Origin of the sequence: Saccharothrix coeruleofusca, from assembly GCF_014648515.1 — a bacterium.
GTDB classification, from domain to species: Bacteria; Actinomycetota; Actinomycetes; order Mycobacteriales; family Pseudonocardiaceae; genus Actinosynnema; species Actinosynnema coeruleofuscum.
In genome coordinates this window covers 67,718-87,293 of record NZ_BMRG01000021.1, presented here as the reverse complement: position 1 = coordinate 87,293, position 19,576 = coordinate 67,718, and the positions used below count along the sequence as shown (strand labels likewise).

Sequence of the window (19,576 nt, the reverse complement as noted above, 5' to 3'; positions counted from 1 at the left end):
GGCCCATGCCCTTGACCTGGGCACCCTGGCCGGGGAAGATCACCGCTCTCACCGGTCCTCCTCTCCCGCGCGACAGGCGCGGCGGCTCACGTCAGGCTCCGTGCGAAGTCGTCCAGGCTGATCGCGCCGTCGACGGCGGCCTCGACCAGCCTGGCCAGGTACTCGTCGTCGGGATCGGCCACCGCGCCGTGGTGCGCGCCGTCGAGGGCGCGGACGCGGAACCCGCGCAGTCGCACGCAGATCTCGCCTTCGTCGTCGCACACGTCGATGTCGAACGCGTACTCGCCGGTCGAGCCGTCCCCCGCGCCGAACCGGACGACTGCCCAGGCCGACGCGGGCAGCGGCCGGGCCACGTGGACCTCGTCGACGGCGTGCGGCACCGCGGCGGGGACCGCGACCGCGCCGTCCCCGGCGAAGAGGCCGAGGGTGCTCTGGAGCGCGGCGTCGAGCAGGCTCGGGTTGAGCACGAACGCCGGGTCGTCCGCGGCGGCCGAGGGCAGCCGCAGCCGGGCGACCGCGAGGCGCTCACCGCAGTGCACCCGCTGGACCGCCCGCAGTGCCGGACCGTAGGCCAGGTCCAGGGCGGCGAACCGCTCGTAGCACTGCTCCGCGTCGAGGACCCGGCCGTCGCACTGCCCGATCAACCCGGGGATGTCCTGCCTTGGCAGCGGTTGCGGCGGCGTCTGAGCCAGGGCGCCACGCCCGTGCACGATCCGCTCGCCCTCCGCGTCGGTGGTGAACACCTGGTAGGACACCGCACCGGAGGTCTCCGCCGACAGTCCGATGTGGACCTCGGTGGCCGCCTCGACCGCGAGCGGGCGGTTCCAGGTGGCGTCGGTGATCGACCAGGACCGGTCGCCGCCCGCCAGCGCGGCCGCGGCCACGGCCATCTCCAGGTAGGCCGCGCCGGGCAGCACCGGCACACCGCGGACCCGGTGGTCGGCCAGGAACGGCTCGCGCCCGGTGAACCGCGCGGTGTAGCGCAGGCCGCTCAGGTCCGAGGTGTTGGCGTGCACCAGCGGGTGCGGCTTCGCCGCCTCGCCCACCGGGGCGCTGGTGTCCAGCCAGTAGCGCTTCAACCGGAACGGGTAGGTCGGCAGCGGGATGCGCCGCGGCGCGGCGGGCCGCCACCGGCTCCAGTCGACCTCGGCGCCGCGCACCCACGCCCGCAGCACGTCCGCCGCGTCCGCGCCCGTGGGCGCGGGCGGCACCTCGTCGCGGGCGACGCGGCCGGTGAGGACCCGGCCGTCCGGCTCACCCCGCAGCCACGACTCCAGCCCCGCCGCGAGCTCCGCGACCGTGCCCGCGACGCAGCCCAGCCGCTCGGTCATCGGCGTCCGCCCGACGTGGGTGGTGTAGGCGATCGAGGGCAGGTCCGCGTCGCGGTAGGTGCCCGCGCGCAGCGCGTTGACCCAGTGCTCGACCAGCGTGCGCAGCACCTCCGGGTGGCTCGCGGACAGCACGACGGGCAGCGGCCGCGCGGGCGGCGTCTGCGCCACCGGCTTCGGCACGTACTCCTCGAGCACGACGTGGGCGTTCGCGCCGCCGAAGGCGAAGGAGCTCACCCCGGCGCGGCGCGGCAGCTCGGCCCCCGCGCCGTCGACCGGCGCGGGCCACGGCTGCTTGTCCCGCACCAGGAAGAACGGCGTCCCGTCGAGCTTGACGTACGGGTTGACCGTGTCGCAGTGCAGGCTCTTCACCAGCGTGCGGTGCTTCATCTGGAGGAGCACCTTGATCACGCCCGCCACGCCCGCCGCGACCTCCAGGTGGCCGATGTTGGTCTTCACCGACCCGATGCCGCAGTGCGCGCCGGTCACCTCCGCGCCCGTGTCGGCGTAGAGGTCGCGGAAGGCCTCCTTCAGACCGTTGACCTCCACCGGGTCGCCGAGCCGGGTGCCGGTGCCGTGCGCCTCGACGTAGCCGACGGTGCGCGGGTCGACCCCGGCGGCGCGGTGGGCCGACCGGATCACCGCGGCCTGCGCCTTCGGGTTCGGCGCGGTGAGCGAGTTCGCCCGGCCGCCGTGGTTCTCGGCGGTGCCGACGATCAGCCCGTAGATGTGGTCGCCGTCGCGCTCGGCCGCCGACAGCCTCTTCAGCACCAGCATCCCGACGCCCTCGCCGCGCGCGTAGCCGTCCGCGCGGTCGGAGAAGGTCTTGCTCCGGCCGTCCTCGGCCAGCATGCCCGCCTTGCTCATGCTGATGTGCAGGTCCTTGCTGATCACCGTGTTGACGCCGCCGACGATGGCCATCTCGGAGGTGCCCTCCCGCAGCACGCCGACCGCGCGGTGGATGGCGATCAGCGCGCTGGAGCACGCGGTGTCGACCGGCTCGCTCGGGCCGTGCACGCCGAGGAAGTAGCTCATCCGGTTCGGGCCCAGGCAGGGCGCGGCCCCGGTGGCGTCGTAGGGCTCCACGACCGGCGAGTACTTCGAGACCATCGTGGGGTAGCCGGTGCTGGCGGTGCCGACGAGGATGGCCAGGTCGCTGCCCGCCACGGATTCCGCCGAGTAGCCCGCGTCCTCCAGCGCCTTCCAGGCGTAGAGCAGCAGGAGCCGCTGCTGCGGGTCCATCAGCTCGGCTTCCCTCGGGGAGATGTCGAAGAACAGCGGGTCGAAGTCGCCTACGCCGTCGATGAACCCGCCCCACTTGACGTTGCTGGTGTTGGGTTCGGTGATCGGGTCGCCGTAGCACTCCCGCCAGTCCCACCGGTCGGCCGGGATCTCGCTGATGCAGTCGCGGCCCTCGGCGAGGTTGCGCCAGAACCCGGCGATGTCGTCGGCCATGGGGAACCGGCCGCTCATCCCGATCACCGCGATCGGCTCGGGGCCGGTCGGCGGCGGCGTGGTCGTCGTCCTCGGCGCGGCGGGCGCTTCCGCCTCCGGCTGCGGCGCTGACGCGGCGACCAGGGCGGCGAACCGGTCCGGGTGCCGCTCCAGCAGGTGGTCCGCCAGCCCGTTCAGCGTGGGGTGCTCGAACAGCAGAGTCGGGTCCAGCTCCAGTTCGAACCGCGCGTTGACCCGCGTGGTCAGCTCGGTCAGCGACAGGGAGTCCACGCCGTACCTGCTCAGCTCGCGACCGCCCTCGATCCGCTCGACCGGCAGCCGCAGCACCGACGAGGTCAGCTCCACCAGCTCAGCCAGCAGCGCCGCCCTCGGCGACGGGCCGTCGACCGGTCGCGCCGCTGCAGGCTCGGGCTCGGCAGCCAGCGCGGCGGGGGTGGCGGCCGGGGTGGTGCTGAAGGTGTCGCCGTGGTTGTCCAGCAGGTAGGCGGCCAGACCGTCCAGGGTCGGGTACTCGATCAGCAGCGTGGGCACCAGGTTCAGCCCGAACTCGTCGTTGAGCAGGCCGACGAAGTCGACCAGCGAGATCGAGTCGAACCCGTACTCGCTCAGCTCCACCGCGCCCTCGATCTCCTCGGCGGGCACGTCGAGCAGGCGCGACACCCGGTCGGCCAGCAGTTCGACCAGGGCTTCGGCTTCGGGCACGGCGGGCACCTCCGGATCGGTGACGACAGCGGTGACGGGAGTGGGAGCGGGGGTCGGAGCGGGAGCGGCGGGTTCCGGAGCGGCCAGCAGGGTCCGCTCGATGCGCGCCCGGTCGCCGTAGACCACGAGGACGTGCGGTTCGCCGCTGCCGTAGGCGCGGTACAGGGCTTCCACGCCCGCCTGCGCGGGCATGGGCAGCACGCCGACGGTGTCCCGCATGGTCCGCTCGGTCGCGGCGTCGACGCGCATCCCGCCGTCGGCCCACAGCGGCCAGCCGACGCTGAGCGTGCGCCCGTGCCGCTGTCCCGCGGCGACCAGCGCTTCGCGCCGCACCGCGTAGCCGTCCAGGAAGGCGTTGGCCGCCGCGTAGTCGGCCTGCCCTGGGTTGCCGGAGGCCGACAGCGAGGAGAAGGCGATGAGGAAGTCCAGGTCCAGCCCGGCGGTCGCCTCGTCGAGGTTGACCAGGCCGGTGACCTTCGCGGCGAGGACCGCCCGCAGGTCGGCGGGGTCCTTGCGGGCGAGGTAGCCGTCCCGCAGCACGCCCGCGCCGTGCAGGACGCCGTCCAGGCGGCCGTGCTCGGCCACGATGCCGGCGACGCACCGCTCGACGGCCGCCCGGTCCGCGACGTCCAGCCGCCGGTAGCTCGCGGACGCGCCCGCCGCGCGCAGCTCGTCGAGCAGCCGGGTCGGCTCGTCGGCCGAGCGCCCGCACAGCACCAGCGCGGGATTGGCGACGCTGCCCGCGATCTCCCGCGCGAACACCCGGCCCAGACCGCCCGCGCCCCCGGTGATCAGGTAGACGCCGCCGTCCCGCCACGGCCGCACCTCGGGCGCCTGGGCCAGCGGGGTCCACCGCGCCACCTCGCGGCGGCCGTCCGCTTCCCTGGTCACCACATCGTCCGGGCAGGCCGCCTCCCGGCGCAGGCGCGCGACCACGCTGTCGGCGTCCGCGCCGGGTGCCACCACGACGAGCTGGGCGACCAGCTTCGGGTGCTCGTGGCGCGCGGTGCGCAGCAGCCCGGCGAGCCCGGTGAGCGGCTGGTGCTCGGCCCCGTCGGGCACGACGACCTGGAGCAGCACCCGGCCCGGCCCACCGGCGGTGACGGCGTCCCGCACGCGGGAGAGCAGCCCCTCGGCCTGCCGGGTGAACGCGGTGGCGAGGTCCCCGCCGCCCGGCAGCGCGGCGCAGGGCACCCCGAGCCGGGCTGCGACCTCGGCCGCGCCGACGCCGTCGAGACCGGCGAGCAGCACCTCGTGCCGGGCGTGCTCCCCGGTCCCGGCGCCCGCCGCGACCGGGTGCCAGGCGGGCCGAGCCAGCACGAGGGCACCCGGCCGCGCCTGCCCGGCGGGCGCGGCGACAGGGGTGCCGCCCGCCGGGAGGGACCGGAAGGTGAAGCCGAGCAGGCGCACGCACACCTCGCCCGCCTCGTCGCACAGGTCGATGTCCAGCCGCCGGACCGTGCCGGGGCGGTCGTTGGCCGACGGGCGGATCACCGCCCAGCCCGTGGCCGGGGTCGGGGCGTGCACGCGCACCTCGGTGAGCGCGAACGGCAGCGCGGCGGACACCTCCTGCGCGCCTTCGGCCAGCGCCAGGCCGAGGGTCGCCTGCAGCGCGGAGTCGAGCATCGCGGGGTGCACGGTGAGGTCGTCACCGCCCGCCGCGGCGGGACGGCGCAGGCGGGCGACGATCAGCCCCTCGCCGAGGTCGAGCCGCTCGACGCCGCGCATCGCCGGTCCCAGCCCCATCTCCGTGCCCTCGTACAGCGCGTAGCAGGCGTCGCGGTCGAGCGTGCGGCGCGTGCAGCGGGCGCGCAGCGCGTCGATGTCCAGCCGGGGCGGCGCGGCCGGGGCGGACGGCTCGACGCGGCCCTGGCCGTGGATGACCGGCTCGCCGGAGCCCGCCGTCGCGATCCGGTAGGCGTAGCCGCCACCGTCCTGCGGCTCCAGGGTGATCTCGGCGGTCGTCGGCGCGGTGATCCGGGCGGGCCTGGTCCAGACGACGTTGCGCAGCACCACCCCGGTCCTCGGCAAGCCCTCGGCCTCGGCCGCCGCCCGCGCCAGTTCCAGGTAGGCGACGCCGGGCAGGACCGGCACCCCCGAAACCCGGTGGTGGTCGAGGAAGAACTCGCCGCCGGTCAGCTCGACGGCGTAGGAGCGCCCGCTCCCCGGTCGCTTGTGGACGGTCAGCGGCGACGGCCCGGCCGCCTCGCGGGCGGTGCCGGTGACCTCCGGCGGCGTGGTGATCCAGTAGCGCTCACCGCCGAACGGGTAGCCCGGCAGCGGCACGACGCGGAACCCGTCGTCGGCGAACAGGCCGGACAGCGAGGAGAGCTCACCGCGCACGTACCGCCGCGCGGCCTCGACCGGGTCCAGGCCCGCCGCGGCGACCGGTTCGGGGCGCTCGTCGGGCACGCGGCCGGTGACGACCGCCGCCGCGCGGCCCTCGCGCAGCCACGTCCGCATGGCGTCGACCCACTGCGCCCGGTCGGCCGCGACGCAGGCCCACCGCAGGTTCTCGTGGCGGCGGCCGGTCGCCAGGGTGAAGGCGACGTCGCCGAGGTCGAGGTCCTCGTGCGCCTCGGCGTGGGCGAGCACGCGCTCCACGTGGGTGCGCAGTGCGCGCTCGTCCTGCGCGGACAGCACGACCAGCCACTCGTCGCGCGCCGGGTGCGCCACCCCTCCGGGGGCGGGCGCCTCCTCGACGACGAGGTGCGCGTTGGTGCCGCTGGCCCCGAACGAGCTGACCCCGGCGCGACGCGGCCCGGACCGCGGCTCGGGCCAGTCGCGCAGCTCGGTGTTGACGTAGAACGGGCTGCCCTCCAGCGGGATCGCCGGGTTGGCCCTGGTGAAGTGCAGCGACGGCGGCAGCTGGCGGTGGTGCAGCGCCAGCAGCGCCTTGATCGCGCCCGCGACACCCGCGGTGAACTGGGTGTGCCCGATGTTGGTCTTGATCGACCCCAGCGCGCAGCCGCCCTCGGGAGCGCCCGCGAACGCCCTGGCCAGTGCGCCGAACTCGATCGGGTCGCCGAGCGGGGTGCCGGTGCCGTGCGCCTCCACCAGCTGGACCCCGCCGGGCCGCACACCGGCGTCGCGGTGGACCTGGCGCACCAGGTCCTCCTGGGCCTGCGCGCTCGGCGCGGTGATGCCGCTGGTCGCGCCGTCCTGGTTCACCCCGGACCCGCTGATGACGCCGTAGACGTGGTCGCCGTCGCGCACGGCGTCGCTCAGCCGCTTCAGCACCAGCACGCCCGCGCCCTCACCGGGCACCATGCCGTCCGCCGCCGCGTCGAAGGTGCGGCACCGCCCGGTCGGCGAGAGCATCTTCGCGGTGGCCGAGTACTCGTAGAGCCTCGGCGTCGCCTGGACGAACACACCGCCCGCGAGCGCCATCGACACCGTGCCCAGCCGCAGGCTGTCACAGGCCATGTGGATCGCGACCAGCGAGCTGGAGCACGCCGAGTCGACCGCGACCGCGGGGCCCGACAGGTCGAGCAGGTAGGAGATCCGCGAGGCGATGACCGAGGCCATGTTGCCCCACATGGTCTGCGGCGGCCGCTCGTCGCCGATCAGCTCGTGGTAGTCGCCGGGGTAGGCGCCGACGTAGACCCCGCACGAGCGGTCGGTGAGCCGCTCACCCGCGTAGCCCGCGTCCTCCAGGGCGTGCCAGCACTCCTCCAGGAAGACGCGCTGCTGCGGGTCGGTGTACAGCGCCTCGGTACCGGACACGTTGAAGAACAGCGCGTCGAAGCGGGCCGGGTCGTCGAGGAAGCTGCCCTGCCGGAAGCCCGCCTTCGCCGCCAGCTTCCCGGTCGGGTGCCAGCGGGTGACCTCGCCGACCAGGTCGTCCCCGGCGGCCAGGTGCGCCCACAGGCGCTCGGCGTCCGGGCTGTCGGCGAACCGGGCGGCGATCCCGATGACCGCGATGGGCTCGACGGTGGACGCGGTGGGCGCGGCGGAGCGGGTGGCGGCGGGCAGCGGGCTGTCCGGGGTCGCGCCGCCCGCCCAGGCCGAGCGGCGCTGGAACGGGTAGGTCGGCAGCGGGGTGCGGCGCACGTCGCGGCCCGCGAACAGCGCGGCCGTGTCCAGCTCCGCGCCGTCGCACCACCGCGCCCGGACCCGCTCCAGCTCGACGTCCGCCGGGGCGGGCGTGGTGCCCTCCGCCAGCCACCTCTCCAGGCGGCTGATCAGGGTTTCGCGGTCGGCGGCGGCGAAGGCGACGCGCTGGGCGAAGTGGGCGCGCCCGTGCGCGAGCGTGTAGCTGACGTCGCGGAGCACCGCCTCCGGCGTCGCGGCCAAGTGCTCGGCCAAGTCGGCGACGAGCTGCCGCAGCGGCTCGGGCCGGGGCGCGGACAGCACGAACAGCAGCTCGCGGCCGTCGTCGTGCCGCGGCGCCCGCGTGGGCGGCTCCTCGACGACCAGGTGGGCGTTGGTGCCGCTGAAGCCGAAGGAGCTCGTCGCGGCGACCAGCCTGCCCCGGCCGTTGGGCTCCCACGGCCGCAGCTCGGTGTTGACCCGGAACGGGCTGCCCTCCAGCCGGATCGCCGGGTTCGCCCGGTGGTAGTGCAGCGACGGCGGTATCGCGCGGTGCCGCAGCGACAGGACGATCTTGAGCAGCCCGGCCACGCCCGCGGCCGACATGGTGTGGCCGATGTTCGTCTTCACCGAGCCGAGCGCGCAGCCCCTGGAACCGTCCGCCGCGCCGAAGGCGCGGACCAGCGCCTCGGTCTCGATCGGGTCGCCGAGCTTGGTGCCGGTGCCGTGCGCCTCCAGCAGGCCGATCTCGGCCGGGTCGATGCCGAAGCGGTCGTGCACCTCGCGGATCAGCCGCTCCTGCGACGACGCGCTGGGCGCGGTGATCCCGTTGGTCGCGCCGTCCTGGTTGATGCCGGAGCCGCGGATCACCGCGTGGACGTGGTCGCCGTCGGCGAGCGCGTCCGACAGCCGCCTGAGCACCACCACCCCGACGCCCTCACCGGGGACGAAGCCGTCGGCGGCCGCGTCGAAGGTGTGGCAGCGGCCGGTCGGCGACAGCATCCCGGCGCGCCCGGCCGTCAGGTGGGTGCGCGGCGTGGTCAGCACGGCGACCCCGCCCGCGACCGCGAGGTCGGTCTCCCCGCTCCACAGCCCCTGGCAGGCGAGGTGGATCGCGACCAGCGAGCTGGAGCAGGCCGTGTCGACCGCGATCGCGGGCCCGCGCAGGTTCAGGTGGTAGGCGACCCTGGCGGGCACGATCGACGGGGCGTTGCCCCACGCCGCCTGCGCGGGCGGGCGCTCGTCGAACCAGGCGGTGTAGTCGCCGCCGGTGCAGCCGACGTAGACGCCCGCGCGCTTGCCGTCGAGGGAGGCCCCCACGTAACCGGCGTTCTCCAGCGCGATCCACGCTTGTTCGAGGAACAGCCGCTGCTGCGGATCGGTGTGCGCGGCCTCGCGCCCGGACATGCGGAAGAAGCGGGCGTCGAACTCGTCGATGCCGTCGAGGAAGCTGCCGTGCTTGCACGGCACGTCCGCCCACTCGGGGCCGGAGACGTCCCAGCGCTCGATGGGGCCGACCAGGTCGTCGCCGTCGACGAGGTGCTGCCAGAACGCCTCCAGGTCGGGCGACTGGGCGAACCGGCCGCTGATGCCGACGATCGCGATCGGCTCGCCCGCTCCCCCAGGCTCGGCCGCGGCGACCGGCTCGACCGCGGCGACCGGGGCCGTCATGGCGACCGGTGCCTCGACAGCCGGGGCCTCGACAGCCGGGGCCTCGACAGCCGGGGCCTCGACAGCCGGGGCCTCGACAGCCTGCGTCGCCGGGGCCTCGGGCGCGGGCGCACCGGGCGGGGTGGGCCGGTGGCACTCGGCGATGTGCGCGGCCAGGAGGTCGACGCTGCGGTGGTCGAAGATCACCGTGGTGAGCAGGTCCAGGCCCAGTGCCGCGTTGAGCTGCTGGATGAAGCCCGCGCCGACGATCGAGTCCAGGCCGTAGTCGGCGAACGCCCTGGACGGGTCGATCGCGGACGCGGGCATCCGCAGCGCGTCGGCGAGCACGTCGAGCACCACGGCGGCGATCGACGCGACCGGCACGGCCTGCGGCTCGGGCTCCGCGACCGGCGTCGGGCGCACCGCCGGTCGCGCCGGTGCCTGCGGTTCCGCCGCCACGCGGGGGCCGCGCGCCACCCCGTCGCTGTGGGCGACGACGATCTGCTGCCCGAGCGGCTCCGCATCGGCCGCCGGGAACGCGACACCCCCGAAGCCCTCCTGCTCCAGCACGGCCCGCCAGCCCGCCGGGGACAGCGCCGGGCTGCCCGGCACGCGCACCTGCGGGTCGGTGTGCGCCCACCAGCCGTCCAGCAGCCCGAACGTCAGGTGGTTGACCAGGTAGAAGCCGCTGATCTCGTTGAGCGCCAGCAGCCCGTTGCGGCGCAGCAGCGCCTTGACGCCGCGCAGCGTCGCGCGCACGTCGGGCGTGACGTGCAGCACGTTGGCCGCGATGACCACGTCGAAGGCCCCGATGTCCAGGCCCTGGCCGTGCGGCGGCTCGGAGGCGTCGAACACCCGGTAGGTGAGGAAGTCGTGGTCGACCCCGAAGGTGTCCTCGGCCCGGTGCAGGAACGCCCGCGACACGTCGGTGAAGCAGTACTCGGCGACCGGCAGACCGGCGCGGACGATCCGGTCGAGCACCACGCGCGTGGTGCCGCCGGTGCCCGCGCCGACCTCCAGGACGCGCAGCGGCGCGCCGGGGTCGGCCGCGCGCCGCGCCCGCAGGAAGCCGACGACGTGCTCGGCCAGCACGGTGTTGAGGTGGTCGGCCACCCGGTTGTCCCGGTACACCCCCTCCACCTGCTCGAACGAGCCGTTCGGGAACAGCACGTCGGTGGCCAGGACGTCCCCGCGCAGCACCGCGGGCAGCGCGGGCACGGTCCGGCCGAGCAGCGCCAGCGGCGTGCGCAGGTCGGGGTTGGCGGCCGCCCAGCGCCGCGCCGAGCGCTGCCACTCGGCCCGGCAGCCCGCCGCGTCCGGCACCGGCGCGGCCCACCGGCCCGCGCCGTCGACCAGGCCGTGCTCGGTCAGCACCCGCAGCGTCGGCGGCATCCAGGCGGCGATCCGGTCGCCCGCGCGGATCGCCGCCGGGTCGCCGAACCCCGCCTCGCGCAGTTCGGCGGCGACCCAGCGGGCCAGCGCCGCGTCGATCTCGGCGGGCACCGGACCCGCCTGGTACGCCGCGAGCGCGGCGGGCAGCGGCAGCGCCACCGGCTCGACCGGGGCCGCGTCGGCGACGGGCAGCACCGCGGCGCGCTCCCCGGTGAGCACGCCCTCCACCGGCAGCGGCCGGGCCAGCCGCATGAACCCGATCCGGTCCAGCGGTCCGGCGATCAGCGCCTCGACCGCGGCCATCGCGGTGGCGGGGTCGATCGGCGCCAGGCCCAGCGCCGCCATGCCCGCCAGCACGTCGTCGGTGACGTTGCCCCAGTAGCCCCAGTTCACCGTCTTCACCCGGCAGCCCAGCGCCTCGGCGAGACCGGCCGCCGCCGCGTCCACGTAGGCGCAGGCCGCGGCGTAGTGCGCCTGGTTCGCATTGCGGATGAAGCTGACCAGCGACGACACCAGCAGCACGAAGTCGAGGTCCAGACCGGAGAAGACGTCCGCGAAGTGCGCGCAGGGGTCCACTTTGGACCTCAGCGTCGCTTCGAGGTCCCGTTCCGCCAGTTCCGCGAGCGGGGTGTGGCTGAACGTCATCGCCAGGTGCACCACGCCGTCGATCCGGCCGTACCGGCGGATCACCTCGTCGCGGACCCACCGCAGCGCCGCCGGGTCGGCGGCGTCGGCGCGCAGGTACAGCGGTTCGGGGCCCGCGATCCCGGCCCGGCGGGCGCGGATCGCGTCGTCCTCGGCCCGGCGGCCGACCCAGACCAGTCGGGCGCCGTGGGTGCGCGCCAGGTGGTCGCTGAGCACGACGCCGAGATCCCCGGCGCCGCCGACGAGCACGTACACCCCGCCCCGGCGGAACGCGGACCGCTCGGGCGCGGCCAGCTCGACCGGCAGCAGCCTGCGGCGCAGCCACTGGCCGCCCGCGCGCAGGACCGGGTGCGCGCGCCGGTCGGCGGGCAGCCCGAACACCTCCGCGGGCCGGAACGGCTCGTCGCCCGCCACGTCGACGGCCCGCACCCGCCAGCGCGGCTGCTCCTTGGCCAGGCCGCCGAGCAGGCCGTGCAGGCTCGCCTGCGCCGGGTCGGCGGGGCTGCCCGCCGGGTCGAAGGCGCCGCGGGTGAGCAGCGTCAGCTCGAACTCCCCGTCGCCGTGCGCCGCCTGCAGCGCGTTGAGGAGGTGGAGCAGGCGGCGGGTCGCGGCGCGGTGTTCGGCGATGCGCGCGGCCGCGTCACCGCCGACGCGCGTCGGCACCCGCAGCACGGCCCGGTCGACCCGGCCCAGCGCCTCCAGCTCGGCGCGCACCTGCTCGGCGCTCACCGCCTCGCCGTTCCAGGTGGACACCTCGGCCCCGGACTCGCGGATCGCGGTGACCTCGGTGCCGAACAGCCCGATCGCGAGCACCCGGCCGCCCACCGGGTCGGCCGCCGGTCGTTCCGGCTCCCACACCGGGATCACCGCGAGGTCACCGGCGGGCAGTTCGTCGACGGGCAGCTCGTCGACGGGCGCGGGGGCCGGGGCAGCGGACTCATCCCGGCGGGGCACCGCCACTCCCGGCGCGGGCTCCACCGCACGCGGCGGCGCGGTCTCCCCAGACGCGGTCTCCCTGGGCGCGGTGCCCTTCGGCAGGACGTCGGTGTACCAGTGGCGTTCGCGGGCGAACGGGTAGGTCGGCAGGCCGACGCGGCGCGGGCGCGGGCTGCCGGTGTGCAGGCGCGCCCAGTCCACCGCGACACCGCCCACCCACACCTCGGCGAGCGAGGCCAGCTTGCCGCGCGCGATCCAGCGGTCCAGGGTCTCCCGGAAGTCGTCGTCGGCCGCGAGCGCGGCGAGCGCGCCCGAGGGCTCACCGCCGTGGCGCACGAAGGTGTCCGGGGGCAGTTCGCCGCCGCGCAGGTAGGCGTCCAGCGCGGCGTCCAGGGTCGCGAGGTCGCCCGCCACCGTGGCGAACCGCGCGGTCATCGGCTCGCGGCCGACCTGGAGGGTGTAGGCGATGTCGGCGAGGTCGGCGTCGCTCCACGAGCCGCCGCGCAGTTCGTCGCGCAGCCGCCGCGCGGACTCGCGCAGCCGCTGCTCGTCCAGCGCGGACAGCACCACGGCCTGCGCCGCGGCCGGTCCCTGGGTGCGGTCGGGCACGATGTACTCCTCCACGAGAAGGTGGGCGTTGGCACCGCCCGCGCCGAACGCGGAGACCACCCCGACCCTCGGGGCGCCCCCGGTCCGCGGCCACGGCGCGGCCTCGCGCTGCAGCACGAACGGCGTGCCGCTGAAGTCGATCTCCGGGTTGACGCGCTCGGCGTGCAACGACGGCGCGAAGGTGCCGTGCCGCATCTGCAGCAGCAGCTTGCTCAGGCCCGCCATCCCGGCCGCCGCTTCGAGGTGGCCGATGGCGGACTTGGCCGAGCCGATCGCGCAGAAGCCCCGGTCGTCGGTGAACTCGGCGAACGCCGCGGTCAGCCCGGCGATCTCGATCGGGTCGCCGAGCGGGGTGCCGGTGCCGTGCGCCTCGACGTAGCCGATCCGCCTCGGGTCGACCCCTGACTTGCGGTAGACCTGCCGGATCACCGCGCTCTGCGCCTTCGGGTTCGGCACGGTGAACCCGTGGGTGCGGCCGCCGTGGTTGACCGCGCTGCCCCGGATGACGCCGAGGATGCGGTCGCCGTCGGCCTCGGCGTCGGCCAGCGGGCGCAGCAGCACGGCGCCGACGCCCTCGCCGGGCACGTAGCCGTCGCCGCCCGCGCCGAAGCTGCGGCAGCGGCCGTCGCTGGAGGCGAACTGGGTCTGCCCGATCATCAGGTACTTGCTCGGGTGCAGCGACAGGTTGACCGCTCCGGCCAGCGCCACACCGCACTCGCCGCGCCGCAGCGCGGCGCACGCGAGGTGGATGGCGGTGAGCGCCGCGGCGCACATGGTGTCCACGGTGATGCTCGGGCCGCTGGCGTCGAAGAAGTACGAGACGCGGTTGGCGATCGACGCGAGGCTGCCCGGCACGACGACCGGTTGCCCGCGCACGCCCTGCTCCGCGCCGTACAGCTGGTACTCGCTGTACATCGCTCCGGCGAACACCCCGATGTCGCCCGCGTCCTCGCCCACCCGCGCCCTGGCCGCGGCGCGCAGCGCGTCGCGCGTGTACCCGGCGTCCTGGAGCGCCTCGTACGCGGACTGCAGGAACAGCCGCTCCTGCGGGTCCATCGTGGCCGCGGCGGCCGGTGAGATGCCGAAGAACAGCGGGTCGAACTCGTCGACGCCATCGAGGAAGCCGCCCCACTTGGCGTAGGTCTTGCCGGGGACGCCGCGCCGCGGGTCGTAGTAGCGGTCGTGGTCCCACCGGTCGGCGGGCACCTCGGTGACGCAGTCGGTCCCGGCGAGCAGGTTGGCCCAGAACTGGTCGAGATCGCGCGCGCCGGGGTAGCGCCCGGACATGCCGATCACGGCGATCGGCATGTCCTCGTCCGGGACGTCCCGCGCTCCGGCGGCCGTCGGAGCCGGGACCGGTGCCACCCGCGCGGGAGCCGGAGTGGCTTCCGGAGCGGGCGCGGGGGCCTGCTCCGGCTCGTCCAGGCCGACGAGGGCGGCCAGCGCCTCGGGCCGGGTGCGGGCGAAGTGGCGGGCAAGCCCGTCGACCGTGCGCACCTCGAAGAACAGCGTGCTGCCGACGTCGTCGAACACCTCGCGCACCGCCTCGGTCAGCTGGACCACGAGGATCGAGTCGATCCCGTAGCGGTCGAAGGTCACGTCGGCGCGCACCGACGACACCGGCAGCTGGAGCACGTCCGCGACGAGGGCGCGGAAGTGGTCGCGCGCCCGCTCCAGCAGCTCGGCCTCCCGGTCGCCTCCCGGCGCGGCGGCCCCGGTCCCGCGCACGGCCTGCGCGGTGCCCGCCGCGGGCCGCGCGGTGCCCGCCCGCGCGGGAGCGGGCTCGGGGGTCACCGGCGGGAAAGCCGGACCGCCTGCCGGGACCGGCTGCCGCACGACGCCGTCGCTCTCCGCGACGAACACCTGCTGCCCGAGGTCGTCGGCGCCCTCGGCGGCGACGAACGCGGGCCGGAAACCGGTCTCCGCCAGCGCCCGCAGCCAGTTCCGCGGGGTCAGGCCGGGCGAGCCGGGGATGCGCAGCGCCGGGTCGTCGTAGCGCCACCAGCCGTCGAGCAGGCCGAAGGTGAGGTGGCTGAAGAACACGTTGTCGCTGAGCTCGTTGAGCAGCAGCACGCCGTTCGCGCGCAGGGCCGCCTTGGTGTTCGCCAGCGTCGTGCGGATGTTGCGCGTCGCGTGCAGCACGTTCGTCGCGATCACCACGTCGAAGCCGCCGATCTCGACGGACTGGCCCGCCAGGGGCTTCTCGACGTCGAGGATGCGGGGGTCGAGGTAGGGCGCGATGTCGCCGTAGGCGCGGCGCGCGTGCAGCAGGAACGCCTTGGACAGGTCGGTGTAGCAGTAGGTCTCGACGTGCTCCCGCCACGGCGCGAGCCTGCGGAACACCACCGCGCTGGTCCCCCCGGTGCCCGCGCCGATCTCCAGGATGCGCAGCCGGACGCCGGGGTCCTCGGCCACCCTGGCGCGCACGTGCTCGACGAGCGCGTCCGCGAGCACCTCGTTGAAGAAGTCGGCGACCGGGTTGTTCCGGTAGACGGCTTCGACCAGGTGCAGCGAGGACTTCGGGAACATGACGTCGGTCGCGGGGCGGCGTCCGGTGAGGACGTCGGTGAGCGCGCGCAGCGTCGTGTCGACCAGCACCGCCTGGGGGCGCTTGCCGTCGCTGTCCAGCCACGGCGCCCGGTCGAGGTCCCAGCGGCGCCACGCGGCGTCGAGGTCCACCGGCCGCGCGTCGACGGCCTCGTACCGGCCGCCGTCCGCCTCGCGCAGCAGGCCCGCGCGGGCGAACACGGTCAGGGTGTGGTCGAGCCAGCGCTCGTAGCGGGGCTCGATCCCGCCCGCCGCGAGCCAGTCCGCGACGGTGCCCGCGCGACCGGGGGTGAACAGGCCGAGGTCGCGCAGCAGCGCCCAGGTGATCCGGACGAGCGCGGGTTCCATCGACCGCCCGTGCCCGTCCGCGGCGGCGCGGACGCGCTCGACCTCGGTGCTCCGGTCGGGCCGTGCCGCGCGCAGCGCCGCCACCGGCGAGACCGGACCGGCGGGCAGCGCGGTGAGCGCGCTGCCCTCGTAGAAGGCGGCGATGCTGCGGGCGTCGGCCGCCTTCAGCAGCGCCAGCCGGTCGAACCCGGAGCTCAGCAGCCGGTCGAACGCGGCCATGCCCTCGTCCGGCTCGATCGAGCCGAGGCCCAGGCTCGCCATCCGCCGCCGGTAGCCGTCCTGGGCCACGACGCCGACGCCGCCCCAGTAGCCCCAGTTCATCACCTTCACCGGGCAGGCCAGCCGCTGGGCGAGCCGGTCGGCGAAGGCGTCGGCGAAGGCGCAGCCCGCCGCGTAGTTGGCCTGGCCGGGCGCGGTGAAGAAGGCCTGCATCGAGGAGAAGAACGCGACGAACTCCAGGGGCTGGTCGGCGAAGACCTCGGCCAGGTTGACCGCCACGTCCGCCTTGGCCGCGTAGGTCGCGCGGAACCGCTGCTCGTCCATCCGCGCCACGCTCTGGTCGCCCAGCACGATGGCGGTGTGCAGCACGCCGTGCACGGGTCCGTGGCGCCGCACGATCTCCGCGCACGCCCGGCGCAGGTCGGCCACGTCGGTCGCGTCGGCGCGCACGTAGTCCGGCTTCGGCCCCAGTGCCGCCAGGCGCTCCTGGTTCGCGGTGATCTCCGCGTCCAGCGGCCTGCGCCCGATCCACACCACCTGCGTGCCGTGGCGGCGCAGCAGGTGCTCGGTCCACGCGGTGCCGATGCCGCCCGCGCCGCCGATGGCGACGACGACGCCGCCGGGGGCCTTCGGCGCGGCGGGCTGGTGCGCGTCGGCGACCTCCAGCAGCCGCTGCCGGTACCACTCGCCGTGCCGCCGGGCGGTGACCACGCCGTGCGACCCGGCGGGCGGGTTCAGCACCGCCTCCCACGGCACGGGCTCGTCCGCGGCGATGTCGACGACCCGCACCCGCCAGTGCGGGTACTCCTTCGCGACCGAGCCGAGCAGGCCGTGCACGCCCGCGTGGGTGGCGTCGACGGACCGGTCGCCGGGCACCCGGCACGCCTGCCGGGTGATCGCCGTGAACCCCACCTCGCGGCCGTCCGCGCCGCGGGCCAGCAGCGCCTTGACCCACCGGAAGACGGTGAGGGCGCCGTGGGCTCCCCCGGTCGCGGGCGCGAGCCAGAACACGTGGTCCACCTCGGCGGGCAGGTCCTCGGCCCGGTCCTCGCCGAGCAGGACGGCGTCGGGGAACCGGGTCAGGAACGCGTCCCGCTCGTCCTGGGCGCCGCCCGCGAGGACCACCCTGGTGCCCGTGGCGCGCTCGACCTCGACATCGCCCGGCAGCGCGTCCCACACCGGCGCGAGCAGCGCCGTGCGGACCGGCCGGGACTCCGCCACCCGGCGGAAGGCCAGCCCGCGCAGGCGCACCGCGACCCGGCCGTCGTCGTCGCACACGTCGACGTCGACGGTGGTCACCTCGCCGCCGTCGGCCGCCCGCCGGACGTGCGCCCACATCGCCCCCGAGGTGGGCGCGAGGACGTCGACCGCGTCGACCGCGAACGGCACGGCGGGGCGGCCACCGCGCTCGGCCAGCGCCCCGGTCTCGTCGCCGAACAGGCCGACGACCGCCTGCACGGCGCTGTCCAGCAGCGCCGGGTGCACGACCAGGTCGGGGTCGTGCGCCCCGGCGGGCAGGACGAGCCGCGCCAGCACCTCGCCGTCGCCGACGGCGAGCCCGTCCAGCGCTCGCAGCCGGTCGCCGTGGCGGATGCCCACCGCGTCGAGGGCCTCCCGGCACTGCTCGGCGGTCAGCGTCCGGACGCGGCAGCGCTCGCGCACCGCGTCCACCGGCACCGCAGCGGCGGGTTCGGCTTCGGCGTAGCGCCCGCGCGCGTGCACCTCCGCCCCGTCGCGCCGCACGTGGAAGGCGTCGCCGTCGCGCTCGACCGACAGGTCCGCGCCCTCGGCGCCCACCGGGAACGGCGCGGTCCACACGAGGTCGCGCACCCCGACCGGGGTGAACGCGCCGGAGGTCACCGCGCGCCGCGCGAACTCCAGCGTCAGCACGGCGGGCAGCACCGACCGCCCGTCGACGTGGTGGTCGGCCAGGAAGAACTCCTCCCCGGTGAGCCGGACGCGGTACGCGGGTGCGGTCTTCGCGGGCCAGTAGCGCTGCCGCTCGTACGGGTAGGTCGGCAGCGGCACGACGCGCCGCGCGCCGGCGGGGAAGGCGTCGGCGAGCCGTTCCACCGCGCCGCGCACGAACGCCGTGGCCAGCTCACGGGCCGTCGCGGGCCGGGCGGCCGGGTCCGGCCGCGCGTCGGCGGGCACCTCGCCGGTGAGCACCCGGCTGTCCGCGCCGGACAGCCAGGCCCGCAGGTGCCCGGCGAGCGCGGCGGTGTCCTCGGCCACGACGGCGAGCCGGTGCGGCAGGGGCGCGCGCCCGGCCGCGAGGGTGTAGGCCACTTCGGCCGAGGACAGCCCCGGCTCCCGGTCCAGGTGGGCGACGAGCCGTTCGGCCACCTGGCGCAGGGCCTCCGGCGACCGCGCGGACAACAGGAACGCCTGCTCCCCCGGCACGTCGGCCGCCGGTGGCCGCTGGTACTCCTCCAGCACGAGGTGCGCGTTGGTCCCGCTGGCGCCGAAGGAGCTGACCGCCGCGCGTCGCGGCCCCTGTCGCGGCGCGGGCCAGTCGGTCGTCGCCGTCGGCACCGTGAACGGGCTGCCCGCCAGCGCGATCCGCGGGTTCGCCGCGTCGAAGTGCAGGGACGCGGGCACCGTCCGGTGCCGCAGGGCGAGGACCGCCTTGAGCACGCCCGCCACCCCGGCGGCGAACTGGGTGTGCCCGATGTTGGTCTTGATCGAGCCGAGCGCGACGCTGCCGGGGGCGGCGTCCGCGAACACGCGGGACAGCGCGCGGAACTCGACCGGGTCGCCCAGCTGCGTGCCGGTGCCGTGCGCCTCCACGAGCTGGACACCACCGGGGCCGAGGCCGGAGTGCACCTCGCGCAGCAGGCGTTCCTGGGACGCCGCGCTCGGCGCGGTGATCCCGTTCGTCGTGCCGTCCTGGTTGACGCCCGAGGCGCGCACGAGGGCGTAGACGTGGTCGCCGTCCCGTTCGGCGTCGGCGAGCCGCTTGAGCACCAGCGCGCCCGCGCCCTCGCCGGGGACGAACCCGTCGGCGCCCGCGTCGAAGCTGCGGCACCGGCCCGACGGCGAGAGCATCCCGGCGCGGGTGGCGGAGGTGTAGAGCCTCGGCGTGGTTTGCACGAACACGCCGCCTGCGATGGCCAGGTCGGCGGTGCCCGCCCGCAGGTCCCGGCACGCCAGGTCGATCGCCACGAGCGAGCTGGAGCAGGAGGTGTCCACGGTCAGCGCGGGACCGGTGAAGTCGAGCAGGTAGGCGATGCGGGACGCGACGACCGAGCCCATCGTGCCCCACAGCGCCTGCGCGGGCGCCGTCGCCGCGTCCAGGTGCTCCCCGTAGTCCCCGGCGTAGCAGCCGACGTACACGCCGACGCGGCCCGCGCGGCGGCGCTCACCGGTGTAGCCCGCGTCCTCCAGCGCGTTCCAGCACTGTTCGAGGAAGATCCGCTGCTGCGGGTCCATCGCGGTGGCCTCGACGCCTGAGATGCCGAAGAACGCCGGGTCGAACAGGTCGATGCCGCGCAGGAAGCCGCCGGTGCGGCAGGAGATGTCCGGGGCCAGGGGCCAGCGGGTGACCGGCTCGACGAGGTCGGAGCCCGCGACGAGGTGGTCCCACAGCCGCTGCGGGCTCTCCGCGTCCCCGTACCGCGCGGCGAGGCCGACGATGGCGATGGCGTCGTCCACTTCGGACTCCGCAGACGACTCCGCAGAGGAGTCCCAAGTGGACTTCGCGGTGCTGGCGG

General features: G+C 75.8%; 1 protein-coding gene. It reads right to left on the bottom strand.

What is annotated here, in order from left to right; all coding sequences use genetic code 11:
• Positions 1–86 precede the first annotated feature (86 nt).
• On the bottom strand, positions 87–19,517 hold the full coding sequence (locus IEZ00_RS31965) for an SDR family NAD(P)-dependent oxidoreductase (protein WP_189227100.1): 19,431 nt from the start codon (positions 19,515–19,517) through the stop codon (positions 87–89).
• Between the last annotated feature and the right edge of the window lie 59 nt (positions 19,518–19,576).